This is a genomic window from Vibrio sp. KMM 9700 (assembly GCF_058545285.1).
In genome coordinates this window covers 869,059-892,398 of the sequence record NZ_CM178589.1, presented here as the reverse complement: position 1 = coordinate 892,398, position 23,340 = coordinate 869,059, and the positions used below count along the sequence as shown (strand labels likewise).

Here is a 23,340-nt window from a genome sequence, read left to right as displayed (position 1 = left end):
TTAATTTAATGTAATTGTTTGCATTTGAAAGCCATTATTGCGGTAGATTTTATATCTTTCTCGCGCATCTTGCTTGGCTTTTTTTTCAGATGGCACAAAGTCTACCACTTGTGCAAAGGATTCGGCAAAATTTGTGGTGCTATTGGCTAAATTTATCACCAAATTTCGGGTGTAATGGGGGCGAATTGGGGATTTTTCGTTTAAATAGCCGATTTCGAGCGGGCAACCAAACCTTGGGCCTTCGCCAACTAGGTTGTGCGGAATAAATTCGTCGAGGGATTGAGCGAAGCAAATTTCATCAAGTTGTTCGGCTTGTTGTTTGTTTTGCGCATGCAAATACACTTTGGCGTCTTGCTTGGCAAAGTGGCGGGCAAGAAAGAGGGCATACTCAAGTAAGCCTTGTTCTGTATCTTGAGCTGAGTTTTCTTCGATGATGTAAAAGGTTGCATTTTTCATGTGAGCTTCAAACTGTGGTTTATGCTTAGCTGAGGTTATATCGACTTCGCAAAGTCGCTCTAAGCCATCCATGGCCGCTTACTCGGCACATCCATGTGCCTCGAAAACTTTGCTGCGCTGATACAACAACAGCTAATCATTTCAGCTTATGTTGAGCTTCAATTCAAACTGTGGTTTATGCTTAGCTAAGGTTATATCGACTTTGCAAAGCCGCTTTAAGCCATCCATAGTCGCTTACTCAGCATATCCATGTGCCTTGAAAACTTTGCTGCGCTGATACAACAGCTAATCATTTCAGCTTATGTGAAACTTAAAAACCGTTGCTTGCTTCAATAGATTGAGACGAACAACGGTTTGATGTATCAATATAGCTTGCTATTGATTGTAGTTTCGAGATTACTCTTCAGTAATTTGCTCATTACTACGGTTAAGCAAGAACTGAACCAGCAAAGACACTGGACGACCAGTTGCGCCTTTCTTCGCGCCAGACTTCCAAGCTGTCCCTGCAATATCAAGGTGAGCCCAGTTGTACTTCTTGGTAAAGCGCGACAAGAAACAACCTGCTGTAATCGTGCCCGCAGGACGACCACCAATGTTAGCCATATCCGCAAATGGACTTGCTAGCTGCTCTTGGTATTCAGTTGTCATCGGCAAACGCCATGCTCTGTCACCAGCTTGCTCAGAAGCATTTACAAGCTCATGTGCAAGTGGGTTATGGTTTGCGAGAAGACCAGAGATGTGGTGACCTAAAGCCATCACACAAGCGCCAGTTAGTGTTGCCACATCAACTACACATTCAGGCTCAAAACGCTCAACATAAGTTAACGCATCACAAAGGACTAAACGGCCTTCAGCATCTGTGTTTAACACTTCAACCGTTTGACCAGACATAGTCGTTAAAATATCACCTGGGCGATACGCATTACTGCCCGGCATGTTTTCACATCCTGCTAGCACGCCAACCACGTTAATCGGAAGGTTTAGTTTTGCAAGTGCTTTCATTGTGCCAAAAACAGAGGCTGCGCCACACATGTCATATTTCATCTCATCCATGCCAGCGCCTGGTTTTAGCGAGATGCCGCCTGAATCAAAAGTTAAACCTTTACCTACAAGCACGATTGGCTTTGCAGTTGAGTCAGGGTTACCTGTATAAGTCATCACAGACATCATAGATTCATTGTGCGAACCACGGCCAACGGCTAGGTATGAGTGCATGCCTAGTTTTTCCATTTCTTCTTCGCCAATAATCTTGGTTGAAATGGTTTCAAAGTCATCGGCAAGGCGACGCGCTTGAGATGCAAGGTAAGCTGGGTTGGCAACGTTTGGTGGCATGTTGCCAAGATCTTTAGCAGAGCGGATACCTGATGCAATCGCAAGACCGTGGGCAATTGCTTTTTCGCCAAGATTTAGTTCACGACGAGTTGGCACATTGAAAACAAGCTTGCGCAGTGGGCGACGAGTTTCTGGCTTGTTGCTCTTGAATTGATCAAACGTATACAAACCATCTTTGGTTGCTTCAACCGCTTGACGTACTTTCCAGTAAGTATCACGGCCTTTTACGTGTAGCTCTGTTAAAAAGCAAACCGCTTCCATTGAGCCAGTTTCGTTTAGCGTGCTAATGGTTTTTTGGATGATTTCTTTATATTGACGCTCATCTAGCTCACGCTCTTTGCCACAGCCAACAAGTAGAACGCGCTCAGAAAGCACACCAGGTACTTGATGAAGTAAAAGCATTTGGCCTGCTTTGCCTTCAAGATCGCCACGGCGTAGTAGTGAGCTAATATAACCATCACTAATTTTATCAAGTTGCTCCGCAACAGGAGAAAGACGACGTGGTTCAAATACACCAACGACGATACAGGCACTGCGCTGCTTTTCAGGGCTGCCACTTTTTACACTAAATTCCATGTAGACTCCTACATCTATTATTAGATTAATATTTCTATGAAATAGTTTTAAAACAATGACGCACATGGCTAATGGGCATCACTTTGTAAATTTTGAACACTGTTTTTCAAATCTGCTTGGATCGATTGATGAAAATCTAGTAATCTAAGCGAGCAAGTTGAAAGAAAGTGATATCATAACTAAATAGAAGTTAGTAACATTACATAACTTCTATAAGTTCAACAGCTATTTTATTGAACCAATAGCTCTAATATAGTTAAAACTTGTGTAAATTAATATACTCAGCGGGAAATTTAACTAATTCCGTTAAAAAAATAAGTTTTGTATAGGTAATGATGCGTGATTATTGTTAGATATTTGATCCGCGAGACCCTAAAAAGCCAGTTTGCCGTATTCTTTGTGCTTTTTCTCGTGTTTTTAAGCCAAAAATTTATTAGTGTGCTTGCGGATGCGTCAGATGGTGATATTCCAGCCAGTCTGATTATCTCAATTGTAGGCCTGAACATGCCTTCAATGGGAACCCTGATGCTTCCATTGAGCCTATTTATCGGTATTTTGTTAACTTTCGGTAAGCTTTATGCTGAAAGTGAAATTACCGTAATGAATGCCACGGGTATCGGCAATAAATTTTTAATCCAAGCTGCATTGTCGCTCGCTATTATTACGGGGGGCTTAGCTGCGTTTAACTCATTGTGGTTGTCTCCAACATCACAAGATTTAGTCACAGAGAAAATCGATCAGGTTTCACAAAACAACACTATAGATCTTCTGCAAGAAGGGCAGTTCCATCGCTTTAAAGAAAGTGGCACAGTTGTGTTTGTTGATAATATTAACAAAAAACAATTAACCAACGTTTTTGTAGCGCAGCCGTTTCAAAATAAAGATGCACGTCCAAGTGTGATGTTTGCTGATCGCGGTTTTGTTTCTGAGCAAGAAAATGGCAACCAAGTACTGACTTTAGAAGATGGCACTCGCTATGAAGGCCAAGTCAATTCACTTGATTTTCAGAAGACCCAATATGAAAGTTATGATGCAGTGATTGCGCAAAGCGAGGCAAAGTCAAGCGATCGCGATTGGGATGCGTATCCAACCAAAGCTCTGCTTAAAGAGACAGATCTTGAAGCCAAAGCTGAGCTACAGTGGCGAATTGCTTTAATCGTATGTATCCCGCTTTTGACTTTAGTTGTCGTGCCATTGTCGGCGGTCAATCCGCGTCAGGGACGCTTCGCTAAATTAGGCCCAGCTATTTTAATCTATTTAGCATACTTCTTAGCCTTAAGTGCGAGTAAATCTATGATTGAAGATGCGCATGCACCGGTATGGATTATGTGGGTAATTAACTTGGTGATGTTAGTGGTTGGTATTTTACTAAATATTTGGGATAGTTTACCTATGCGCCGTTTGAAAGATAAATATAAGAAAAGGGCATAAGAGTGTTTAAGATTTTAGATTGGTACATTGGTCGCACCATTATCGCAACCTCTTCATTATGTTTAGTCACACTTGTCGGTCTTTCGGGCATTATTAAATACGTCGACCAGATCCGTAAAGTAGGCAAAGGCACTTATGATCTTTTATCCGCAGGCCAATTTGTGCTCCTGAGTATGCCGCGTGATATCGAGATGTTTTTCCCTATGGCAGCTTTGCTTGGTGCCTTGATTGGCCTTGGGATGTTAGCATCAAGCTCTGAGCTTGTAGTGATGCAAGCCTCTGGCTTTTCGAAATTAAACATCAGCGTCTCAGTGCTAAAAACGGCTGTACCCTTGATGCTTATGATCACCTTGCTTGGCCAGTGGGGCGCGCCTCAAGCACAAAAGCTTGCGCGTGACTCGCGCGCTGAAGCTATTTACGGTGGTAATATTTTAGCGGTGCAAAATGGTGTTTGGGCAAAAGATTCGGATGACTTTATATATATAGGCCGAGTGGGTGAAGATAAGGTTTTATCCAACATTAATATCTGGAAGTTTGACCAAGATAAAAAATTGGTCAGTCTATTACGCGCAGGCAGCGCTGTATTTGATAAGGATAACATTTGGACCTTACGTAATGTGCTCCAAGTCGACGTCAAAGATGAGGTCCAGCTCAGCCGTAAACACTTAAAAAGCTTAGATTGGGAAACCACATTGACACCAGACAAGCTAGGCGTGGTAACAGTTAAGCCAGAAGAGCTATCAATTTCTGGACTGTATGGTTATATGACTTACTTAAAAGCTTCTGAGCAGGACTCTGCGCGTTACGAGTTAGCATTTTGGCGTAAGGTTTTTCAGCCAATTTCAATTGCTGTAATGATGTTGATGGCACTATCGTTTATTTTTGGTCCACTGCGTAGTGTGAGTATGGGGGCAAGAATTTTAACAGGTGTTGTCGCCGGCTTTACCTTCTATATTAGTAGTGAATTCTTTGGCCCGCTAAGCCTAGTGTACAACACGCCTCCAGTTGTTGGAGCTTTAGCCCCAAGTGTGATTTTCTTTATTATTGCAGTGCTCCTGTTAAGGCGTAAAGCTTAGCCTTTAAAGCTTATAATTGATGCTAATATATTTAAATATCAATACCCTAGTTAGAAATAGCTGGGGTATTTTTTTACCTATCTCATACAACTTAAATGAACCTGCGAATGATCCAATTTTCTTCTAGGCACAAAAAAACGCAATAGCCTAAGCCACTGCGTTTATCTGAAACTTTATTTATTCAGCCTAAAGACTGGGATAAATTATAGAGACTCAGTGAAAGTACGTGCGATAACGTCTTGTTGCTGCTCTGTTGTTAGCGAGTTGAAACGAACTGCATAACCAGAAACACGGATAGTAAGCTGAGGATAGTTCTCAGGATGTTTTACTGCGTCTTCTAGTGTTTCACGTTTTAGAACGTTAACGTTTAGGTGTTGACCACCTTCGATGCTAGGTGCTTTTTCAATCGCAACTTCGCGGCTTTCATATTCACCTAGATCAGCAGCAGGAACTACTTGATCAGCTTCAAAAGCACCGCTTGAAACAACACAGCGTGCTTCATTTTTCTCGCTGTCTAATAGCCAGATAGAGTTAAGAAGTGCATCGTTTGCTGCTTTTGTGATTTGAATACCTTGGATCATTTTAATCTCCTTGCCCTTGAGAGGGATTATTGAATGTGTAATCTAGTTAATAAACCACATTGTATAGCTAAAACCCTTACTTTGTACATTGATTTAAATCAAAAAAAGTTGAAAATTATTTTGCATATTTGATCCATTTTATTGACCTAGCACAATAAAATGTACGATTTTAAATCTCAAAGACAAGTAAATCTTATTTTCCAAAAATGAATAAAAACTTAATTCAAATGAAAATGTAGTAAATTTACGAATACTTTTGTGCATATTTAACAAAGTCTTATTGTAACTTTTTTTGATATTTTCAAAAATTACGATACCACTTTTTAGTATAGGTGAGTATGAATTATGGGTTAATTTTTTATCTCTATTTAACATGTGCGAGTTAAAAATCGAGCGCGATATCTTTTAGCGGTAGGTTAGCAGGTCAAATTTAGGTACACTCGATGAAGCGCTAACCCTAATTTGAAATCAGGAGGTTAAATGAGGACTTGGGAAGCTTTTATTCAATCACAACAACAATTGGATTATTTTCAGGAGCTGGATGCTTTTGTGACACAAGAGCGAGCAAAAAAAGAAGTTTATCCGCCACAAGAATTGGTTTATCAAGCGTTCGAAAAAACTGCATTCGAAAATGTGAAAGTGGTTATTTTAGGCCAAGATCCATACCATGGTCCCAATCAAGCTCACGGTTTAAGCTTTTCTGTGCCTTTTGGTGTGAAAACACCACCTTCATTGGTAAATATTTATAAAGAGCTTGCGCAAGATATCGAAGGCTTTGACATCCCTGATCACGGCAATCTTGAAACTTGGGCTGAGCAAGGGGTACTTCTTTTAAATACAGTGCTTACGGTTGAGCGTGGCAAAGCTCATTCTCATGCCAAAGCGGGTTGGGAGCGCTTTACTGATGCTGTGATAGAAAAGATTAATCAAGAAGCGAAAGGGGTTGTATTTCTTTTATGGGGAGCGCATGCAATTAAAAAGGGCGCATCAATTCGCACAGATAAGCACTGTGTGTTAACTTGCGCGCATCCATCGCCTTTGTCTGCTTATCGTGGTTTTTTTGGTTGCCAGCATTTCTCACAAACCAATGCTTACTTAAAAACACAAGGAAAAGCCGAGATCGATTGGCGTCTAGCGCCACAAATGAAAGGTTTGTTCTAAGAAAACAAGAAAGCTCGAGGGGAAGACTCGAGCTTAGCTCCCGTTAAGTTGGGAGGGATAAAGAGTAAGGGGTTAAACCTGAAGGTTAAATATCATAATCATCAAGTTTAAAGTTGCCAGTTGGGTCAAGTTCTCGTAATTCCTTTTCAAGTTCTCGACGTTCTTTTAATGCTTCAATTTCACGCCACTTGCGTTTTGCAGGTTTTTGACGTGAACCACGACTATACACAGGTTCAACTTCCATCAGATCATCTAGTTGAAAAGCTTCCATGTCATTTCCTCATGTTGTTTGCCAAGGGATCAAAGCGTGTATAAACAAGACTTTGATCTTGAATTGTTACGACTTAATACAGGTTTCAATCTTGGTAAAGCAGGCATTGCTTTTGCGCATTACTAGGCATTTTATTTTCTAATCTGCCATACAGCAATTCATACCATATTTTAGCAAAATATAACTTTGAACTGTTTCGCACTTATGGCGTTTTTATGATGTTTTTGTGTCATTTTTCATCGAACTTTAGTTTTTTGATAGCGAAGAAGGCGAGCTAAAAAAAGATGAAAAATGCATAAAAACTAAAAAAACAGACATAAAACACAAAAAAAATTGAAAAAATCATCAGGTTAAATTCTGTCATATGCATGGTTTTTTGTTGTGAATTTGTTACCTTGTTCTATATTTAATACTTAGTTAAGTACAAAAAACGAACACTTTGCATCTGTTTGTCAATAACTTTTAAATCAGTATCTTATATCGATTTTTGTTTGTTTTTATAGCTTTTTATTCTAAGTAAATTAAAAGCAAACGTTTGCTTTTTGTTTTGCAAAAATGTAACCAAAAAGCATTCTTAACTATGAGATTTTAAGATATATTCATTTTTATATGCAACATGTTTTATATTGATTTTTTTTGTTTGAGGCTGCATTATCCTGCGGTCAGGATTCTGACTCTATACTATGAGGATAGATATAGACGCTCACTTCTAATCAATTAAAGATCTACTATTACATAACCAATATCTTTAAATGAAGTCGAGCAACATGAGGGAGCCTATCTTGATTATATCAATGCATACATAATTAAAAGTAAGTCATCACTTAGGTGTTAACTGCTTTATTCTTGAGTTTGCTTTGATATCAGACCTAGATAGGAAATTTATCGTCATACTCTATGTGAGGTTCACGTGACAAGTTTTATTAGTTTATTAAATGATCTTCTGTGGGGATCTGTGCTAGTTTATTTACTAGTAGGGGTTGGGATTTACTTTACGCTGCGTTTAGGCTTTATCCAGCTTCGCCACTTTGGGCACATGTTCTCTGTGCTAAAAAATAGCCGCACTTCAGACGAGTCAGGCATCTCTTCTTTCCAAGCATTTTGTACAAGTCTAGCGGCGCGTGTCGGTACTGGTAACATGACAGGTGTTGCGGTTGCGCTAACCGTTGGTGGTCCTGGTGCTATTTTCTGGATGTGGTTAATTGCTATGCTAGGCATGGCGACTGCGTTTGGTGAAAGTACATTGGCTCAGCTTTATAAAACTAAAGATGATGATGGCAACTACATTGGTGGTCCAGCATACTATATGGAAAAAGGCCTAGGTATGCGTTCGATGGGGATCTTGTTCTCTATCTTCCTAATCATCGCTTTTGGTTTTGCATTTAACTCAGCGCAATCAAACTCTATTGCAGAAGCAATGGAAACAGCATTTGGTTTTAACCGTGTTGCGGTTGGTGTGGTTTTAGTTATTCTATCTGGCTTTGTTATCTTTGGTGGTATCCGCAAAATCGCACGTACTGCTGAGATCTTAGTTCCTATCATGGCTATCCTATATATTGCACTTGCAATTGTGGTTGTGATTATGAATATCGGTGATGTTCCTGCTGCGCTTTCTTATATCGTTAAAAGTGCATTTGGTCTGCAAGAAGCTGCTGCTGGTGGCGCAGGTTATGCCATCATGAAAGCTGTTCAAACTGGTGTCGCTCGTGGTCTTTTCTCGAACGAAGCTGGTATGGGTTCTGCGCCAAACGCTGCTGCATCAGCAACGCCTTATCCGCCGCACCCAGCGTCACAAGGTTATGTACAAATGCTAGGTGTATTTGTGGATACCATCATCATCTGTACAGCAACAGTAGCTATCGTTTTACTTTCTGGTGAATATGTTCCACATGGTGAGGGCGGCATTAGCTTGATCCAACGTGCGCTTTCTTCACAAGTAGGTAGCATGGGTAGCGTGTTTGTTGCGATTGCAATTTTCTTCTTCTCATTTACGTCGATTATTGCAAACTACTCTTATGCTGAAACCAACGTTGTGTTTATCTTTAAGCACAACAAATATGCGAAGAACATCTTCCGTGTAATGGTTCTAGCAATGGTTCTATTCGGTTCATTTGCAAGCCTACAAACGGTTTGGAACTTAGCTGATGCTTCTATGGGTCTGATGGCTATCGTCAACTTAATCGCAATGATCTTACTTTCTAGCATTGTGTTTAAGCTTGCAAAAGACTACAACAAGCAATTGGATGCAGGTAAAGTGCCAACATTTGACCAAAAAGATTTCCCTGAGCTAGTTTCTCAACTAGAAGACGGCATCTGGGTTGGTGAAGATCCAAGTGCAATTAAACCAGTTGATGGCGTTAAACTAACTAAATAATTTAGTCATAGTTTTAACGAACTGGAACAATAGCTAAAACAATTAAAAGTCATGCTCACAAGGCGTGGCTTTTTTTGTTATATTAAGGTTAACTAAATAACAATGGATACGGATTTTTATGCTGATTGTTGTCTCGCCTGCAAAAACTTTAGATTATGAATCAAGCCTTCCAACACAAGCACATAGCTTGCCTGAGTTTATTGACCAAAGCGCTAAGCTGATTGACGTGTGCCGTAAACTTACACCTGCGCAAATTGCCAGTTTAATGAAAGTGAGTGATAAGATTGCTGGCTTAAATGCAGCGCGTTTTGAGCAGTGGTCAAAAGACTTTAATTTTGAAAATGCACGCCAAGCTGTGTTCGCATTTAAAGGTGACGTTTACACTGGCTTAGATGCTTATACGCTTTCAGACAAAGCCTTGGACTATGCTCAAGGGCATTTTCGCATGCTATCTGGCCTGTATGGTTTATTGCGTCCACTTGATCTGATGCAGCCATATCGCCTTGAAATGGGGACTAAGCTTGAAAACCCACAAGGTGCGAACCTGTATGCATTTTGGGATGAAAGTTTAACGGCTAAGCTCAATCAAGAACTCGCTGCATCCAAGAGTGATTACTTGGTCAATCTTGCTTCCAACGAATACTTTAAAGCAGTCAAGCCTAAGCTATTAGATAAGCCTGTGGTGACGCCTGTGTTTAAAGATTGTAAGAATGGTCAGTACAAGGTGATTAGCTTTTATGCGAAGAAGGCGCGCGGCATGATGGCGCGTTATATCATTGAAAATGAAATCAAAGATATCCAAGGTCTGAAAGGCTTTGATACGGCGGGGTATTATTTTGTCGAAGCAGAATCAAATGACAAAGAGCTCGTCTTTAAGCGTGAAGAGCAAAACTAATCGAATCTTTTAGTTTTAATCTCTAAAAAGAAAGCAGCACTTCAGTTATTTATGTGCTGCTTTTTATATGACTTATCTGTTATCTTTTATTGAGTTAACCTGCATCTAAGGCGACTAAGCCATAGGTACCAAGCTTAGGTAAACCAGAGGCAACGCCTTGGAGTGATAAGCTGCCTTTTTCGCCTATATCAAAGACATAGACCTTACCTTGGTTACCAATAAGTTGGTAAAGTTCTTTGCCGTCACTAGAAATAGTCAGATCACCAAAGAAAAGTTGTTCGCTGCTATTCTTATATGCCGTTGCATCAAGTAGTTTGAGTTTGCCTTTCTCGCCGACTTCATAAAGGCTAATCGAGCTTGATAAAGCATTGGCTGCCCACAGATATTTACCATCTTTGGATAAGACTACCCAGCAGTTTGCTATCTCATCGCCTTCTGTTTTCTCGCCTGTGAGTACATCAGGATCAACAAGTTTTAAGCTGCCATCCTCCATGAGTTCATAGCTTGATACTGAGCTTGTTTGCCAAGAGTATTGAGGAAATTGTGCAGAGCCTTTAAAGTCATCACTGGTGCTTCTGAGCTTAAAGTCAGGAGTTAAAAAGCGTGCTTCAGACATTAAAACATAATCGGCATTCTTGCCTTTTTTCACATCAAAGCCAACCGGAATGGCTTGGAATCTATCATCGGCGCGTGGTGAGTCGATGACAGATGTTGGCTCAGAAGATAAGTTGTCGCTAAAGGTGAAAGTTTTAATTTTCCCGGTAACCAATTCGCTTAAAATAATATGCTGACCATCACTTGAAAATTTAACCGTAGAAGGACGAGCACCTAAGTCACGGCGTGAGTTTTGAATGCTCTTGAGACGACCATCTTCAATGACATAAGCACTGACACTACCTTTGCCATTATCTTCTCCAACACTCACAACAGCGACTTTATTTCCTGAAACCGCAATACTGAGTGGAAACTTATCACTAGCTGGCTGAGTGTTGATAGCGGTTAAGCTATTATCGGCATTACGCTTTAATAAGCTGACAGTTGCATCACCGGCATTAACCGCAAGCATATATTGCCCATCTTGAGTGGCAACAATACCATACGCAGAAATTAAAGGATCATCACCATTTGCCAGTGGGTGGTTTGGATCTTTTTGTAGTGATGGAACTTCTAGGTCTCCTGTCCCTTTGCCGCCAGTTTGGTAACTGCCAATTTGTACATATTCACCTTTTTCTTCTTGGAAAGCTGCAATGCTATTATTCTCAGCGTCATTGGTTGCGACATAGAAAACATCTGCTGCCATGCTGTGCTGGCTAATAGCGAAAAGAGAAAGGGCTAAGAGTGTCTTTTTCATATTTTATCCTTAAAATATTGAGGGTTTACCTCTTAAACTAGTGCTTGATTTAAGGTTTGTATAATGAAAACTATAATTTTGTTATTGAAATGTTTGCTAGGTAGGAGGTAAGTGCGAGAAGGTCAGAATGATTACATAAAAAATACGCCAAAGCTCTAATATCTCAAGCTTTGGCGCATCTATTGTCATGATTTAAGAATTACTTTTTTGACTTCTTTTTCTTCGGCGATTTTTTAGCCGCAGATTTCTTACCTGCTGCATCTGGCTTTTTCTTCTTTTTATTGAAGCTTGGCTTTTTGCTCTTAGGACGAAGATCTTTGATATAACGTTCTTTGATATCTTCTTTAGTGTAACGCATCACACGTTCAATCATAGGTTGATCATGCGCTTCAACAATAGATAGGGCATTACCTTTCTTGCCTGCACGTGCAGTACGGCCAATACGGTGAAGGTATACGTCAGCGGTACGTGGCATATCATAGTTGATAACATGGCTCACGTCAGGAATATCAATCCCGCGCGCTGCAACATCAGTTGCCAATAAAACTGCAACTTCATTATCACGGAAGCGGCGGATGGCATTGTTACGACGATCTTGTGGCATTTCACCTTGGATCCATGCACATTCAATTTGCGCAGATTCAAGTTGCGAGCGCAATTCTGCAAGGCGATCACGGGTTTTCACAAAGATGATGCTACGCTCAGCGCGGGCAAGGCTTGCTTTTAAAAGCGCAAGTTTGTGCTCGGCATTGTCGGCGCGGTGATACCACTGAGTGATTTTCTTGCGCTCACGACGAGAAGGATCCGCTTCGACCTGAACTGGGTTTTTAAGTAGATCTTCGGTAAAGCCTTCAACACCTTTGCCCTCAAGCGTTGCTGAGAATAAAAGGGTTTGCTTACGCCAGCGACATTCTGCTGAGAGTCTATCAACCACAGGGCCAAAGCCCATATCTAGCATGCGGTCGGCTTCATCTAGGATAAGCCATTCAATTGCACGGCAATCAAAACGTTCATGTTCAATGTATTCCATTAAACGGCCAGGGGTTGCCACAACGATATCTTGAGTTTGCGCTAAGATATCAGCATGCTCTTGATACATCACGCCGCCGGTAATCGTCACAACGTTTAGTTGGGTGTGTTTGGCTAAAAAGCGTGCTTGCTCGGCTACTTGCATTGCAAGCTCACGAGTTGGCGTAAGAATTAAGATACGCGCAGGGCCTGCTTTTTTACGTGGAAAATCAAGTAAGTATTGTAATGCAGGAAGGGCAAACGCTGCGGTTTTACCTGTGCCTGTTGGCGCACTTGCAAGAACATCTTTACCATCTAAAGCAAGCGGAATCGCCTCTGCCTGAACATCAGTTGGGCGCTCAAAACCAATTTCTTCGATAGCCTCAAGTAGGTTAAAATCTAAATCAAGTTCAGCAAAAGTTCGGATCACTGTTTCTCTCCAATCAAGAAGGGTCACGCTAAGTCTAGGTGAGGCTAGCTTGCGTTGGGTAAAAATAAAGTATAGCGGTGGATTATAGCTTTTTTAGGGCAAATTTTATATCTAAATATGCATTACATTTTTAAATAAAAGTCTTTAGTTAAACTAATAAACTCCGACGTATATACAGAGCCCTCTGAGATCACTAGATTTTTGCTTTCAAGTGGCGCAGCTAATTTAGATATTTGAATTAACAGTCGTTGGCAAGGTTTGCGCTCAGTCGTATGCACATGTGTGCTGCGAGTTAAGTGAAAGCCTTGCTGCTTGGCAAGTTCAATAAAAGTTTTCCCTTCATCAAAGGGCAAGATAAAGCTAGCGCGGCCCTCATTGGTTAGTAAGTCATAACATACCTTTAATAAACTGGCATGGGTGAGGCTTTGAGTATGCCGTGCATCGGCGCGGGCTTTATTCTGAGCCGTTTCCCCTGAGACAAAATAGGGTGGGTTACAAATAATAGAGTCAAATGAACTTGGGCTGTCAAAACTTAATATATCTTGGTGAATAAGCTTAATTCTGTCTTTCCAAGGGCTGTTTACAATATTTTTCTGGGCTGTTGTGTAAGCACCTACTTCTAATTCTATTCCTGTTATTGCTATGTTTGGGTCACGCTGCGCAGCCATTAAAGATAATAATCCTGTCCCCGCGCCTATATCTAACACCTTGCCTTTTAAATTCGCCCAAGCCCCAAGTAAGACGCCATCTGTGCTTACTGGCATGCCGCAATTGTCTTGATGAATCGTAAATTGTTTAAATTGAAACGGTTTTGATTGGCGCATGCGATAAGCTCTAAAACTAGATAAATTACTATAAGTTTAACATTCAATTTAAAAAACAAAAACTTAAGTAGTAGATTGTTTATCCACCAATTATCGCCTTGTTTTTAGTCATATCATCTTTTATGGGTAAGTTTTAGTTAATTAAATGTTAAGTTTTAATAACTGCTAATTTTTATATTTACTAGTATTTATAACTGGTTTTGTGTTAATTGAGCGTTATTTTGTAGTGTTCTGTCTTGAGGGCTTGCGATATGTCAGTTATTTCGTCATTATCTACGCATATAATTAAAGTTAGATTTTTATGCTTTTCATTAAATATTGTAGATAATTTTATGATTTTTAGTGCATTTTTCTAACTTGATTGAATAAAAAAATAAACACGACAAAGAATTAAAGGCTCTATTTTGAAACAGACTTTGAAATTTACAGATATATGCGGCTTAGGCTTTATGCTTTTTGCCTTCTTTTTAGGCGCCGGGAATATTATCTTTCCGCCACTTGCTGGTCAACTAGCAGGTGAAAACTTTGGCATTGCCATGTTTGGCTTTTTAGTTACAGCCGTCGGCTTACCCCTTTTAGCGATTGTCGCAACAGCTTTTGCCGGTGGTAGTTGGAGTAAACTTACGCGTGACTTGCCAACTGCAGTCGCAACACTCTTTGCTGTGCTGATTTATATCATTATCGGTCCTGCATTTGCTGCGCCACGTGCTGGCTTGGTGGCGTATGAAATGGGTGTACAACCTTTCATCACTGAACCAACAAGCATGCACTTAATTGGCTTTTCTGTTGTTTTCTTTGGGATTGCAATTTTCTTCGCGCTTTATCAAGGCAAGCTATTGGATCTAATCGGTAAAGTATTAACCCCAATTCTATTTATCAGCCTTGTGCTTTTATCTGTGATGGTGGTTTTAAATCCACAAGGTGGGATTGAAGCGGCGCAAGCTGAATATGTTGACGGTGCTTTAGTCAAAGGCTTCCTTGAAGGCTATAACACTATGGATAGCTTAGCGGCGTTGATGTTCGGTATTTTAATTATCGATGCTATCCGTGGCAAAGGCGTGAGTGATAAAGCTCTGCAAACTCGCTATCTATTAATGGCTGCTGTGATTGCTGCGGCGGGTCTTGCATTTGTTTATGTATCACTTTTCTACCTTGGCGCAACCAGTGGCGCAATTGCTGCAAATGCTGCAAACGGTGGCGCAATTCTTACCACTTATGTCCATGCTTTGTTTGGTGATGCGGGTCAGTACGTACTTTCAACTATTATGCTGCTTGCATGTCTAACGACTGTGATTGGTTTGATTTCTGCATGTAGCGAATATTTCAGCTCGCTAACATCAATCAGTTATAAAGCTTGGGTTGTTATTTTAGGCTTTATCTGTGGCTTGGTGGCAAACGTTGGTCTAAACCAATTAATCAGCCTGTCTATCCCAGTGCTAATGACAATTTACCCTGTTGCGATTGCAACTATCGTTCTCGCGTTCTTGCGTCCAATGTTCTCAAACCCACAATTGGCTTATCGTTTAGTGCTATGTATTGCGCTGCTATTTGGTCTCATTGATGGCGGTAAAGCTATGGGGCTTGATATGTCTGCATTTGATGTGTTGCCACTTGCAGCCGTTGGCATGGCATGGCTTCCACCAACATTAGCAATGATCGTCTTAATGTTTTTTGTAAAAAAGCCTAGCGCTGAGTTACAACAAGCATAAAAAACTTTTAAGTTAAATACAGTTAAGCGTCAGTAGGTGAATACTTACTGGCGCTTTTTTACATTTAAAAAAAATTAATTTAGATATCCTTTTTATTTTAAGTTGAGAGTAGTCTAGGTGTATATAAAAAACTATTATTGGTTAAATATGAGGCTATTTACACTATTTGTTACGTTTTAACTAGTCTTATATATTGACCTTGTGGCTTGGGTTCCCTATCTTGTAGCGTCAAAATTTCATTAAATGAAATGATTTTTAAGCCAAAATAAGAAACCCCAGCACACAAGGAGGTTCGTTGTGCAACACAATCAAACGATAGATACATCAAAAAAGTCATTATTCACTAGGTTTTTAAACTCAGTTGAATACCTAGGAAATTTACTCCCACACCCAATCACTTTATTTGCAATTTTTTGTGTCGGGATTTTAATCCTTTCAGGTATCGCTGGTTACTTTGGTGTTGAGGTGGTTGATCCTCGTCCTGAAGGCGCAGCAGGACGTGCAGCAGATGGCATGATCCATGTTGTGAGCTTATTAAATGCAGAAGGCTTGCAATTAATTCTTACTCACCTTGTTTCAAACTTTACGGGCTTTGCACCGCTTGGCACAGTATTAGTAGCCATGTTAGGTGTAGCGATTGCAGAGCATTCAGGCATGCTTTCAGCTGCAATGCGTGGCCTTGTGATGGGCGCATCAAAGCGCATGGTAACAGTGACAGTTGTGTTTGCGGGTATTATCTCAAACACTGCGGCTGAGCTTGGCTATGTGGTCTTGATCCCACTTGCAGCTATGTTATTCCACTCTTTAGGTCGTCATCCATTAGCCGGCCTTGCGGCTGCGTTTGCTGGTGTTTCCGGTGGTTATTCTGCAAACCTACTTATCGGTACGGTTGATCCACTGCTTTCAGGTATCACTGAAACCGCAGCGCAAATGATTGATCCGACTTATAGTGTTGGCCCAGAAGCAAACTGGTACTTCATGTTTATTTCAACTTTCTTTATTGCCTTCACTGGTGCATTTGTGACAGAGAAGATTGTTGAGCCAAAACTTGGTAAATATAACCCTGATGATGCTTCGGTTGATTTATCTAATGATAAAATGGGCGCACTAAGCGATCTTGAAAAGCGAGGTCTTAAATTTGCCGGCATAAGTGCATTAATCGTTGCGCTGGTTTTAGCTTGGACGATTGTTCCAGAAGACGGCATTTTGCGTCACCCAGAGACAGGTGAGATTGCAGGGTCGCCTTTCCTTAAAAGTATTGTTGCTTTCATTTTTGTTTGCTTTGCGATTCCTGGTTTTGTCTTTGGCCGCGTGACAGGTTCAATGAAAAATGACCGTGACGTGATTGATGCGATGAGTAAGTCAATGTCAACCATGGGCATGTATATTGTCTTGGTTTTCTTTGCTGCGCAGTTCGTGGCTTTCTTTAAGTGGACTAACTTTGGTCAAGTCTTTGCGGTAAGTGGCGCAGAGTTCTTACAACATATTGGCTTAACTGGCCCTATGTTGTTCTTCGCCTTCATTTTAATGTGCGCTTTCATTAACTTAATGATTGGTTCAGCGTCAGCGCAGTGGGCGGTTACCGCGCCTATCTTTGTGCCTATGTTAATGCTGGTTGGTTATGCGCCTGAAACGATTCAAGCGGCGTACCGTATTGGTGATTCGGTGACGAACATTATCACGCCGATGATGAGCTACTTTGGCCTTATTTTAGCTGTTGCGACTCGTTATGTGAAAAACTTAGGTATAGGCACCTTGATTTCAACCATGTTGCCATATTCACTATGTTTCTTAGTTGGTTGGAGTCTACTCTTCTACATTTGGGTATTCTTGCTTGGTATGCCAGTTGGGCCAGGTAGTGCAACTCACTACGTGCCATAAATTTAATGCTAAAAATATTCTTCAACTCGCTTGAGTAAAATTTAAAGTATAAAAAAAGCGTCAGTCGGAACTTTCCACTGACGCTTTTTTGTTGGATATAAATGCTAAGTTTGGCTTTCGTATAAGTTACAAACTTTCTTGATATTCCACTAAAATTTGTTCACACCAAGTGGCAATACGTTCATCAGATAACTCATATTGTGAGTCTTCATCTAAGGCAAGGCCAACAAAATGTGATTTATCTTCAGTCAGTGCTTTAGAGGCTTCAAAGTCATAGCCTTGGTTTTCCCAATAGCCCACAAACTTTGCGCCGGTTTGCGCGAGCTCATCATGCAGCAGACCCATAGCATCTAAAAACCACTCGCCGTAACCTTCTTGATCGCCAAGGCCAAATAGGGCGATTGTTTTATCTTTGAGGCTTAATCCTTCAAGTTCATCCCAGACAGCTTGCCAATCTTCTTGGATCTCACCGAAATCCCAAGTTGAGATCCCAAGAATCAACAAATCATATTCTTGCATTTGCGCAGGTGAGGTATCCTTAATATTAAAAATATCGACAAGATCTTCACCAATAATATTGCGGATCTTCTCTGCTGCCATTTCTGTATAACAGGTGCTTGAGCCGTAAAATAATCCAAACTTCATAGAGACTTCTTTTTTGTTAAAATTAATTTAAGATATGATTTTGAAGATTCTACGCGGAAAATTAACATTTTGCGATATTTGGCATACTATGATTTGTGTATGTTATCGAAAACACACTAGGAATAAATGTGACTCAAACTAATTCAATGAATGAAATCGATCAACAAAGGATGGAACAATTTTTAGATGCCAGCTGGATGGAGCGTGGTTTATCTGATAATACGCTCAACTCTTATCGCCTTGATTTGGTTAAGCTTGGGCATTGGCTACAGCAAAAAGAGCTGACGCTATTAGATGTTTCGACCCAAGATCTTCAAGCATACCAAGCATTTTTACTCGACAAAGGTTTTAAGCAAACCTCGCGCGCACGTATGCTTTCCGCTATTCGCCGTCTATTTCAATATTTATATCGAGAAAAGCTGCGTACTGATGATCCAAGCGCCTTACTGATTGCGCCAAAGCTGCCAAAACGTTTACCCAAAGATCTCAGCGAAGCGCAAATTGAAGCCTTATTAGAAGCGCCAGAGGTCAATGATCCGCTTGAGCTCAGAGACAAAGCCATGCTTGAGCTTTTATATGCCACAGGATTGCGCGTCACTGAGCTGGTGAGCCTGACTATGGAAAACATTAGCTTACGCCAAGGCGTGGTACGGGTGACAGGTAAAGGCGACAAAGAACGCTTAGTGCCCCTTGGTGAAAATGCGATGGACTGGGTGGAAGCTTTTTTAGAACAAGGCCGGCCACAGCTGTTAGGTGAAAAGAGCTCAGATGTTGTCTTTCCAAGCAAACGCGCAAGACAAATGACGCGTCAAACCTTTTGGCATCGAATTAAACATTATGCACAAATTGCAGGCATAGATGTGGACACTCTTTCTCCGCACGTGTTGCGTCATGCTTTTGCTACGCACCTTTTAAATCACGGCGCAGATCTACGTGTGGTACAAATGCTGCTCGGACATAGTGATCTTTCAACCACACAAATATATACTCATGTAGCTACTGAGCGTTTAAAAAGCTTACATCAAACACATCACCCAAGGGCATAAGGATTTTTCATGCGTTTATTTTCCGCAGTTTTAGTTATGTTTAGCATCATGCTAACCAGTTTTCAAGCGAATGCTTTAGAAGCGAATCGTGCACAAATAGATAAAAAGTTTGGATTTCTAGGCTTAACCGTTAGCGATGTTCAGCCTTCTGATATGACAGGTTTATTTGAAGTTTCAACCGATCAAGGTTTATTTTTTGCCAATGCTGATGGCAGTTATTTTATCCAAGGTAAGCTGTATTCTATTTCTGATGATGGCAAATTTAGTGATGTGTTGACTCAGCGTTATGCTAAAGACGTTGAAAAATTTGCTAAGGAAATGATTGTTTACCCTGCAAAAAATGAGAAATATGTGGTCAACGTGTTTACCGATATTACTTGCGGCTATTGCGCCAAACTACATAGTGAAATGAAAGATTATAACGATCTTGGGATTACCGTGCGCTACCTTGCTTATCCGCGCCAAGGCCCAGTCAGTCCTGTAGCCGAAGAAATGGCAAAAATTTGGTGTGCAGCGGATAAAAATTCAGCCATGGATTTTGCCAAAGCAGGTAAAAACTCAAGTTTTGATTACGATAAAGATAACTTTAGAATGTGCCAAAAAGCAGTCTATGACCAATATCAATATGGTCGCCAAGTTGGGATCAATGGCACGCCTGCAATCTTAACTTCATCTGGCCAACTTGTTGCGGGTTATGTTCCAGCAAAACAGTTACTTAGCATGCTAGAAGAAGGTTAATCTGTGAGTGTAGTTAAAATCAAACGTCGCCCCGAATACGATATTAGCCTTTTACCTGACACTATGTCAGCGTTAATGCGCAAGATTTATATCGCTCGTGGGGTGACTTCGAGCGCCCAACTTGATCGCAGCTTACAAGGTTTGCTCACTTATAAGCAAATGGGCGGAGTGGATGAAGCGGTAAAGCTTTTACAAGACGCTATCGATAAGAATCAACGCATTATTGTGGTTGGTGATTTCGACGCCGATGGCGCCACCAGTTGCGCCGTATCGGTTTTAGCCCTGCGTATGCTTGGTTCAACCAATGTGGATTATCTCGTTCCCAATCGCTTTGAAGATGGTTATGGCTTAAGCCCTGAAGTAGTAGATCAAGCGATTAATATGGGCGCTGAATTTATCATGACGGTGGATAATGGCGTCTCTTCGATTTCTGGCGTGGCACATGCTAAAGAAAAGGGCTTAACTGTCGTGGTCACAGATCACCATTTACCCGGTGATGTGCTGCCGATTGCTGATGCTATGGTCAACCCAAACTTAGAGTCTTGCCAGTTCCCATCCAAAGCATTAGCTGGGGTCGGTGTTGCCTTTTATTTAATGTCAGCACTGCGCGCAAAAATGCGCAGCGATGGTTATTTTACGAACTCACCAACACCTAAACCTGATGCTAAGCCGATGCCAAACCTTGGCGAACTGCTGGACTTAGTTGCCCTTGGCACAGTTGCCGATGTGGTGCCTTTAGATGAAAACAACCGCCGCTTAGTGCAAACTGGGCTCAGCCGTATTCGTCAAGGCAAAGGACGTCCAGGGATCAAAGCTTTAATAGAAGTTGCCAAACGTAATGAATATCGCCTCGTTGCGTCTGATTTTGGTTTTGCTTTAGGCCCAAGACTTAACGCTGCAGGGCGCTTAGATGATATGTCCTTTGGGGTTGAGCTTTTGATTTGCCAAGATATTCACGCTGCGAGACGCATGGCATCTGAGCTTGATAGCTTAAACCTGTCACGTCGTGAAATTGAAGCTGACATGAAGCGTGAAGCGATGGCATTTTGTGAGCGTTTGCAATTAAGCGCCTCGAGTGAATTGCCATTTGGGATATGCCTGCATCAAGCTGACTGGCACCAAGGCGTGATTGGGATCTTAGCTTCACGGATTAAAGATGAGTTTCATCGCCCAGTGATAGCTTTTGCTGATGACGCAACGGCTGGGATCATCAAAGGTTCCGCGCGTTCAATTAAAGGCTTTCATATGCGTGATGCCTTAGATCGCATAGATACCCAAAACCCTGGACTTATCCTTAAGTTTGGTGGCCATGCGATGGCAGCAGGTTTAAGCATAGAGACAAGTCGATTCAAAGAGTTCTGCCAAAAATTTGATGCGTTAGTACGCAGCCAGTTAACAGAGTCCGAGCTAGAAGGGGAGATCCTCTCCGATGGCGTGTTAACCTCTCATGATTTTAACCTTGAAACTGCGCAAATGATCCGTGACGGTGGCCCGTGGGGACAAGCCTTCCCTGAGCCGATTTTTGATGGTGAATTTATCATTAAAGATCAGCGCCTTGTTGGTGAAAAGCATTTGAAATTAATGCTTGAAGTGATGCATAACGGACATGGCACAGGCACTTTAGTTGATGCAATCGCCTTTAATGTTGATTTGCGTCGCTGGCCAGATGCTGCGGCGAAAACCGTTCATCTTGCGTATCGCTTAGATATTAATGAGTTTCGTGGCAACCAATCCTTGCAATTGATGGTTGAAAGCATGGATGCCAAACTAGTCGAGGCATAATCGAATGGGAATGCTGATCTTACCTTTGTTGCTGCTACATGGACTGTTTTTTGTTGCAGCGCTTGCGGTGCTCGTGCTATTTGCGCGCAAACAAGGTTACTCAGCATGGTTTTATCTTTGGGTATTTATTGGCGCTGCGCTTCTTAGCATAGTGATGATTGAGCAGCGCCTGAGCGCCGAGTTTATCAATCAAAACGTCTATAAATTTGGCTTGATGTTTGATTTTATGATCGGCCCGCCGACTCGCCTTTTGGGGATGCTAGGGATTGGTTTTGTGATAGCTAACCTACTTCTTCCTTGGTTTAAGAAACTCACTCTGATTGGCGCTTTTAGCTCCTTTTTAGCTGTTGGATTCATGGTTTTTCAACTCATTGCTTTTCTACCTTGGCTTGCAAAAATCTTCAATATGACGCTGACGTATTAAAATACTTGCAACGCATAAAGCTTCATTGCAAGTATTTTAAGCATATTCCATTAAAAACCCTGTATCTTGCTCACATTTTTGGGTAAAATTCGCCAGTTATAATTTGTGCTATATTTTGCACGAATAAGCCAATATTTCTAATTAAACCCCAAGTTTTACTTATATTCATTTGGGGTTTAATGAATAAATTAACCCAAAATGAAGAGTCGTTATGTTTGAAATCAATCCGATAAAAAACCGTCTTCAAGATATCGCCGAGCGCACCAATGTTCTTCGGGGGTATCTTTGACTATGACGCCAGAAAAGAGCGTCTAGAAGAAGTTAACGCTGAGCTAGAACAACCAGATGTATGGAATGAACCTGAGCGCGCACAAGCCTTAGGTAAAGAGCGTTCAAGCCTTGAAGCTATTGTGGAAACCATCGATCTGATGGATCAGGGAAGTGAAGATATCGAAGGTCTACTTGAGCTTGCTATCGAAGAAGAAGATCAAGAAACTTTTGATGAAATCGAACCTGAACTCCAAGAGCTTGAAGCTAAACTTGCAAAGCTTGAATTCCGTCGTATGTTCTCAGGTGATCATGACGAATCGGATTGTTATATCGACTTGCAATCAGGCTCAGGTGGTACAGAGGCGCAAGATTGGACCTCTATGCTACTACGTATGTATTTACGTTGGGCTGAAAGCAAAGGCTTTAAAACTGAAGTGATCGAAGTTTCAGAAGGTGATGTGGCTGGTTTGAAATCAGCAACTGTGCGCATCAGCGGTGAATATGCTTACGGTTGGCTGCGCACTGAAACCGGTGTGCACCGTTTGGTACGTAAGTCTCCATTTGATTCAGGCGGTCGTCGTCATACATCATTTGCTTCAGCATTTATTTATCCTGAAATTGATGACAACATTGCGATTGATATTAACCCTGCTGATTTGCGTATCGATGTATACCGTGCATCAGGCGCGGGTGGTCAGCACGTTAACACCACTGAATCTGCGGTACGTATTACTCACTTACCGACCAATACTGTGGTGCAGTGTCAAAACGATCGTTCTCAACATAAGAACAAAGATCAGGCGATGAAGCAGTTGAAAGCGAAGCTTTTTGAGCTTGAATTGCAAAAGCAAAATGCTGAGAAACAAGCGAATGAAGATGCGAAATCTGATATCGGTTGGGGCAGCCAGATCCGCTCTTATGTATTAGATGATTCACGCATTAAAGACTTGCGTACGGGTGTTGAAAACCGTAATACGCAAGCTGTGTTAGATGGTGATCTTGATAAGTTTATTGAGGCGAGCTTGAAGTCTGGATTATAAATTTAGATAAGAGCTTGGTTCTTCGCCAATATTAAAAAT

20 protein-coding genes are annotated in these 23,340 nt (G+C 41.2%); 12 read left to right on the top strand and 8 right to left on the bottom strand.

The genetic code is table 11. From position 1 onward, the window contains the following. Together AC2VOY_RS04025 and pepA are read right to left on the bottom strand one after the other, a co-directional pair. Complete coding sequence (locus AC2VOY_RS04025; protein ID WP_491832390.1) at window positions 1-456, bottom strand: DNA polymerase III subunit chi; 456 nt, start codon at window positions 454-456, stop codon at window positions 1-3. Window positions 457-852: 396 nt separating this feature from the next. After that, window positions 853-2,364, bottom strand: coding sequence for a leucyl aminopeptidase (pepA, locus tag AC2VOY_RS04020; protein ID WP_491832388.1), 1,512 nt, complete (start codon window positions 2,362-2,364; stop codon window positions 853-855). A gap of 339 nt (window positions 2,365-2,703) precedes the next feature. Between pepA and lptF the strand changes: the two genes are divergently transcribed. Further along, on the top strand, window positions 2,704-3,795 hold the full coding sequence (gene lptF, locus AC2VOY_RS04015) for an LPS export ABC transporter permease LptF (RefSeq protein ID WP_491832386.1): 1,092 nt from the start codon (window positions 2,704-2,706) through the stop codon (window positions 3,793-3,795). A 2-nt stretch (window positions 3,796-3,797) separates the two neighbouring features. After that, window positions 3,798-4,871 carry an LPS export ABC transporter permease LptG gene (lptG, locus tag AC2VOY_RS04010; RefSeq protein ID WP_491832384.1) on the top strand — a complete coding sequence of 358 codons (1,074 nt, stop codon included), beginning with the start codon at window positions 3,798-3,800 and terminating at the stop codon, window positions 4,869-4,871. 203 nt (window positions 4,872-5,074) lie between these two features. Here lptG and grcA read toward each other — a convergent pair whose 3' ends face one another. Next, window positions 5,075-5,452 carry an autonomous glycyl radical cofactor GrcA gene (grcA, locus tag AC2VOY_RS04005; protein WP_491832382.1) on the bottom strand — a complete coding sequence of 126 codons (378 nt, stop codon included), beginning with the start codon at window positions 5,450-5,452 and terminating at the stop codon, window positions 5,075-5,077. Between the two features lie 480 nt (window positions 5,453-5,932). Here grcA and ung point away from each other — a divergent pair, with 480 nt between their 5' ends. After that, window positions 5,933-6,613, top strand: a complete 681-nt coding sequence (ung, locus tag AC2VOY_RS04000) for a uracil-DNA glycosylase (protein ID WP_491832381.1) — start codon at window positions 5,933-5,935, stop codon at window positions 6,611-6,613. A gap of 85 nt (window positions 6,614-6,698) precedes the next feature. Here the strand turns inward: ung and AC2VOY_RS03995 are convergent, their stop codons facing one another. Next, complete coding sequence (locus AC2VOY_RS03995; protein WP_491832380.1) at window positions 6,699-6,884, bottom strand: DUF3545 family protein; 186 nt, start codon at window positions 6,882-6,884, stop codon at window positions 6,699-6,701. Between the two features lie 910 nt (window positions 6,885-7,794). Between AC2VOY_RS03995 and AC2VOY_RS03990 the strand changes: the two genes are divergently transcribed. Together AC2VOY_RS03990 and yaaA are read left to right on the top strand one after the other, a co-directional pair. Next, window positions 7,795-9,258, top strand: coding sequence for an alanine/glycine:cation symporter family protein (locus AC2VOY_RS03990; RefSeq protein WP_491832378.1), 1,464 nt, complete (start codon window positions 7,795-7,797; stop codon window positions 9,256-9,258). 118 nt (window positions 9,259-9,376) lie between these two features. Then, window positions 9,377-10,153, top strand: a complete 777-nt coding sequence (yaaA, locus tag AC2VOY_RS03985) for a peroxide stress protein YaaA (protein ID WP_491832376.1) — start codon at window positions 9,377-9,379, stop codon at window positions 10,151-10,153. 94 nt (window positions 10,154-10,247) lie between these two features. On the opposite strand, the gene AC2VOY_RS03980 is transcribed toward yaaA, so the two are convergent. The 3 genes from AC2VOY_RS03980 to AC2VOY_RS03970 all read right to left on the bottom strand — a co-directional run bounded on the left by AC2VOY_RS03980 (window position 10,248) and on the right by AC2VOY_RS03970 (window position 13,766). Further along, on the bottom strand, window positions 10,248-11,504 hold the full coding sequence (locus tag AC2VOY_RS03980) for a lactonase family protein (RefSeq protein ID WP_491832374.1): 1,257 nt from the start codon (window positions 11,502-11,504) through the stop codon (window positions 10,248-10,250). A gap of 199 nt (window positions 11,505-11,703) precedes the next feature. Continuing rightward, window positions 11,704-12,942, bottom strand: a complete 1,239-nt coding sequence (srmB, locus tag AC2VOY_RS03975; protein WP_491832372.1) for an ATP-dependent RNA helicase SrmB — start codon at window positions 12,940-12,942, stop codon at window positions 11,704-11,706. Between the two features lie 122 nt (window positions 12,943-13,064). After that, window positions 13,065-13,766 carry a tRNA1(Val) (adenine(37)-N6)-methyltransferase gene (locus AC2VOY_RS03970; RefSeq protein ID WP_491832370.1) on the bottom strand — a complete coding sequence of 234 codons (702 nt, stop codon included), beginning with the start codon at window positions 13,764-13,766 and terminating at the stop codon, window positions 13,065-13,067. Window positions 13,767-14,170: 404 nt separating this feature from the next. Between AC2VOY_RS03970 and brnQ the strand changes: the two genes are divergently transcribed. Both brnQ and AC2VOY_RS03960 read left to right on the top strand, forming a co-directional pair. Next, the gene (gene brnQ / locus AC2VOY_RS03965) at window positions 14,171-15,475 is read left to right on the top strand and encodes a branched-chain amino acid transport system II carrier protein (RefSeq protein WP_491832369.1); all 1,305 of its coding nucleotides are present in this window, start codon (window positions 14,171-14,173) and stop codon (window positions 15,473-15,475) included. Between the two features lie 297 nt (window positions 15,476-15,772). Next, window positions 15,773-17,356: an AbgT family transporter gene (locus AC2VOY_RS03960; protein WP_491832368.1), complete on the top strand. Its 1,584-nt coding sequence runs from the start codon at window positions 15,773-15,775 to the stop codon at window positions 17,354-17,356. A 126-nt stretch (window positions 17,357-17,482) separates the two neighbouring features. Here the strand turns inward: AC2VOY_RS03960 and fldB are convergent, their stop codons facing one another. Next, on the bottom strand, window positions 17,483-18,001 hold the full coding sequence (gene fldB / locus AC2VOY_RS03955; protein ID WP_491832367.1) for a flavodoxin FldB: 519 nt from the start codon (window positions 17,999-18,001) through the stop codon (window positions 17,483-17,485). A 146-nt stretch (window positions 18,002-18,147) separates the two neighbouring features. Here fldB and xerD point away from each other — a divergent pair, with 146 nt between their 5' ends. The 5 genes from xerD (at window position 18,148) to prfB (ending at window position 23,301) form a co-directional block, all read left to right on the top strand. Further along, the gene (gene xerD, locus AC2VOY_RS03950) at window positions 18,148-19,047 is read left to right on the top strand and encodes a site-specific tyrosine recombinase XerD (RefSeq protein ID WP_491833009.1); all 900 of its coding nucleotides are present in this window, start codon (window positions 18,148-18,150) and stop codon (window positions 19,045-19,047) included. Between the two features lie 9 nt (window positions 19,048-19,056). Next, window positions 19,057-19,785 carry a bifunctional protein-disulfide isomerase/oxidoreductase DsbC gene (dsbC, locus tag AC2VOY_RS03945; protein ID WP_491832366.1) on the top strand — a complete coding sequence of 243 codons (729 nt, stop codon included), beginning with the start codon at window positions 19,057-19,059 and terminating at the stop codon, window positions 19,783-19,785. Window positions 19,786-19,788: 3 nt separating this feature from the next. Beyond that, window positions 19,789-21,567 carry a single-stranded-DNA-specific exonuclease RecJ gene (gene recJ, locus AC2VOY_RS03940; RefSeq protein ID WP_491832364.1) on the top strand — a complete coding sequence of 593 codons (1,779 nt, stop codon included), beginning with the start codon at window positions 19,789-19,791 and terminating at the stop codon, window positions 21,565-21,567. Window positions 21,568-21,571: 4 nt separating this feature from the next. Then, on the top strand, window positions 21,572-21,991 hold the full coding sequence (locus AC2VOY_RS03935; protein WP_491832362.1) for a hypothetical protein: 420 nt from the start codon (window positions 21,572-21,574) through the stop codon (window positions 21,989-21,991). 211 nt (window positions 21,992-22,202) lie between these two features. Continuing rightward, window positions 22,203-23,301, top strand: a protein-coding gene (gene prfB / locus AC2VOY_RS03930) for a peptide chain release factor 2 (protein ID WP_491832360.1) whose coding sequence is annotated in 2 segments (ribosomal slippage) — window positions 22,203-22,277 and window positions 22,279-23,301 — 1,098 coding nt in all. Because the reading frame shifts where the segments join, the coding sequence is not laid out codon by codon here. Window positions 23,302-23,340: the final 39 nt, after the last annotated feature.